At 75.7% G+C, this 3,451-nt stretch carries 4 protein-coding genes; all 4 read left to right on the forward strand.

The genetic code is table 11. From position 1 onward, the window contains the following. Positions 1–1,350, forward strand: a 1,350-nt coding sequence (gene pruA / locus ABEB16_RS15430) for an L-glutamate gamma-semialdehyde dehydrogenase (RefSeq protein WP_345713114.1), incomplete at its 5' end; no start/stop codon positions are given. Positions 1,351–1,669: 319 nt separating this feature from the next. Beyond that, a complete protein-coding gene (locus ABEB16_RS15435) occupies positions 1,670–2,158 on the forward strand; it encodes an SAV_6107 family HEPN domain-containing protein (protein WP_345713115.1) in 489 nt (162 codons plus the stop codon). 138 nt (positions 2,159–2,296) lie between these two features. Next, positions 2,297–3,043 (forward strand): class I SAM-dependent methyltransferase, encoded by a 747-nt coding sequence (locus tag ABEB16_RS15440; RefSeq protein WP_345713116.1) that lies wholly within the window; start codon positions 2,297–2,299, stop codon positions 3,041–3,043. 181 nt (positions 3,044–3,224) lie between these two features. Next, positions 3,225–3,451, forward strand: a 227-nt coding sequence (locus tag ABEB16_RS15445; protein WP_345713117.1) for a DUF3040 domain-containing protein, incomplete at its 3' end; no start/stop codon positions are given.

The following is a 3,451-nucleotide window of genomic DNA, read 5'->3' on the forward strand; positions in this document are numbered from 1 at the left end:
GCCGGCTGGGCGGCGCTGGAGTTCGAGGACCGGGCCGCGGTGTTCCTCAAGGCCGCGGACCTGCTGGCCGGCCCGTGGCGGGAGGTGCTGGCGGCGGCGACGATGCTGGGGCAGTCCAAGACGGCGCAGCAGGCTGAGATCGACGCCCCGTGCGAGCTGGTCGACTTCTGGCGCTACAACGTCCACTTCGCGCGCCGGATCCTCACCGAGCAGCCGGTCAGCTCCCCGGGCACGTGGAACCGCACCGACCACCGGCCGCTGGAGGGGTTCGTCTACGCCGTCACGCCGTTCAACTTCTCCGCGATCGCCGGCAACCTGCCGACGGCACCGGCCCTCATGGGCAACGTCGTGGTCTGGAAGCCCTCGCCCACCCAGGCGTTCGCGGCGCACTTCACGATGCGGCTGCTGGAGGCGGCCGGGCTGCCGCCGGGCGTGGTCAACCTCGTGCACGGCACCGGGCCGGTGGTCTCCGACGTGGTTCTCGCCGACCCGGGGCTCGCGGGCGTCCACTTCACCGGTTCCACCGCGACGTTCCAGCACCTGTGGCAGGAGGTGGGCCGCAACCTGCCGCGCTACCGCACCTACCCGCGGCTGGTGGGGGAGACCGGCGGCAAGGGTTTCGTGCTGGCGCACCCCTCGGCCGATCCGGACGTGCTGCGGGTGGCGCTGCTGCGCGGGGCGTTCGAGTACTCCGGGCAGAAGTGCTCCGCGGCCTCCCGCGCCTACGTGCCGCGCTCGGTGTGGCGGCGGATGGGCGGGGAGTTCTGCGAGCAGACCGACGCGCTGACCGTGGGCGACGTGCGGGACCTGTCGAACTTCACCGGTGCCCTGATCGACGCGCGCGCCTGGCGCAAGAACGTCGACGCGATCGAGCGGGCCCGCGCCGCGGCGGGCGTGGCGGTCGCGGCCGGGGGCGGCTACGACGACTCGGTGGGCTGGTTCGTGCGCCCCACGGTGCTGCTGGCCGACGACCCCGGCGACGAGAGCTTCCGCACGGAGTACTTCGGGCCGGTGCTGTCCGTGCACGTCTACGACGACGGCGACTACGAGCGGGTGCTGGTGGCGGCGGAGTCGGGCGCCCCGTACGGCCTCACCGGGGCGTTCGTGGCGCAGGACCGCGCGGCGATCGCGCACGCCGAGCGGGTGCTGCGGTTCGCGGCGGGCAACTTCTACGTCAACGACCGCCCCACGGGTGCCGTCGTCGGGCAGCAGCCCTTCGGCGGCGGCCGCGGCTCGGGCACCAACGACAAGGCGGGTTCGGCGCTGAACCTGCAGCGCTGGACGAGCCCCCGCTCGATCAAGGAGACCTTCGTGCCGGCCACCGAGCACCGCTACCCGCACATGGGCTGATCCCCGCCGTCCGCCATCCCGGGCCGTCCGTCACCCTCCGCCGTTGACGCCGCGCGGGGGGTGAGGTGTATCGTCGAACCGTTCGAACACGCGTTCGAACGGGGTGGTGCAGCCGGCGGTGCGGTCTGCGGGAGAAGGGGAAGCTCCCGCAGGCCGCTCCACCGGGGGCACCACCGTCGAGTCGTCTTCCCCCGACTCCTCAGCCGAGGGCTCTGTCGTACCCGTGGGGTGTGATGGGGCACCGGGGGTCGTACCGGTGTCCCACGGCGGGCGGCGCCTCGTGCCGGCTGCTGTGCGTCAGCGACTGAGGAGCCCGACGATGCCCACCATCCGCACCCCGCCCTCCCGCACCGGCGCCGCGGCCGCCCCGGCCGCCGCCCCGGCCGAGCGCCTGCCCATCACCCCGGCCGCCTTCGACCTGCTGGAGCGCTCCCGGCTGGACCTGCTGGAGTCCTGGGGCAGCGAGGGCGTCGCCGAGCGGTACCTCCACGCCCACCTCGCCGCCCTGCGCTGCGCCGCCGCCGTGCTGGCCGTGCGCGGTCGCCCGCGTCCCCGCCGTGGCGGCAGCACGCCCCGCAGCGCGTGGGAGACGTTGCCGCTCGTGGCTCCCGAGCTCGCCGGGTGGGCCGCCGTGTTCGCCGCCTCCGCGCAGCGGCGCGCGGCCATCGAGGCCGGCCGGCACGAGGTGGTCGACGAGGAGTCGGCCGAGGAGGTCATGCGGCAGGCCGAGGCGTTCCACCGGGCCGTGGAGACCGTGCTCGGCCTCCCGCCCGTCCCGCTGCTGCCCCCACCCGTCCCGGGTGGCTGAGGCGCCCCTCCGGTGGGTGCGTCCGGCCCGGTCCCGCGGCGGGCGCTGTCTAGGGTGGGCGCGGGGCGCGGGCGCGCGCCGCCCGGTGGGGGCGGTACCGGACCCGCGGGCAGCCCCGCGAGCATCCAGGAGGAGCGCGTGTCGAAGGACCGCAGCGGGACCCGGGCGTCGGCGGTGCTGTGGGACGGCGTGCGGCGGCTGCTGGAGGGGTGCGCCACCGGATCCGACGGGCAGCGGCGGTGCTCGGTGGTCGACCTCGGTGGCGGCACCGGCGGGCTCGCCGTGCGCATCGCCTCCCTGGGGCACACCGTCACCGTCGTCGATCCCAGCCCCGACGCGCTGGCCGCCCTGGCCCAGCGCACCGCGGAGGCGGGCGTGGCCGCCCGGGTGCGCGGCGTGCAGGGCGATGCCACCGACCTGGCGGCCCTGCTGCCCGCCGCCGGTGCCGACCTGCTGCTCTGCCACGGGGTCCTGGAGGTCGTCGACGAGCTGCTCGCCACGCTGCGCGCCGCCGCCGGGGCGCTGCGGCCGGGTGGGTCGCTCAGCCTGCTCGTCGCCCAGTGGCCGGCGGCCGTGCTGGCACGGGCCCTCAGCGGGTCCGCCGCCCAGGCCCTGCGGCTGCTGGAGGACCCGGACCGGCGCTGGGGTGCGGCCGATCCGCTGCGCCGCCGCCTCGACCGGGCGGCCGTCACCGCGCTGGCCGTGGAGGCGGGGTTCACCGTGACGCAGGTGGAGGGCGTGCGGACCTTCTCCGAGCTGGTGCCCGGCGCCAGCGTGGGCTCCGACGCCGACCTCGACCTGTTGCGGCGCCTGGACGCGCAGGCCGCGCACGTGGAGGAACTGCTGCCGCTGGCCGCGCACCTGCACCTGCACGCCCGCCGCTGAGGTCCTCCGGGGCGGGTCCGGGGCCGGTCCGGGGCCGGTCCGGGGCGGTCCGGGAACTCCGCGGCGGCCGGGACGTTGCACGGGGAGGGCTGGGCCGGTCCCCGCCCACCTCGATCGAGTTTCCCCAACGTGTCGGGAGACTTATGGTTGTAGCTCACCGTGCGCACGCCAGGAGGTACAGGTGCCGCTCTCGGACCATGAGCAGCGTCTGCTCGAGCAGATGGAGCGCGCGCTGTCCGCGGACGATCCGAAGTTCGCGTCGGCCATGCGCGGGTCGCACCGCGCCCAGACCGCGCGTCGACGACTCCTCGTGGGCGGTGCTGCCCTCGTCGCAGGACTCGTGCTGCTCGTCATCGGAGTAGCCACCCCGAACGTCGTCGTGGGGGTGGTCGGCTTCGTCATCATGCT

The sequence above is a fragment of the Kineococcus glutinatus genome (genome assembly GCF_039542765.1).
Classification (GTDB): Bacteria; Actinomycetota; Actinomycetes; order Actinomycetales; family Kineococcaceae; genus Kineococcus_A; species Kineococcus_A glutinatus.

Bases quoted from the DNA above. Each gene is read 5' to 3' on its own strand.
- ABEB16_RS15435 (WP_345713115.1), top strand. From the start codon at position 1,670: ATGCCCACCATCCGCACCCCGCCCTCCCGCACCGGCGCCGCGGCCGCC.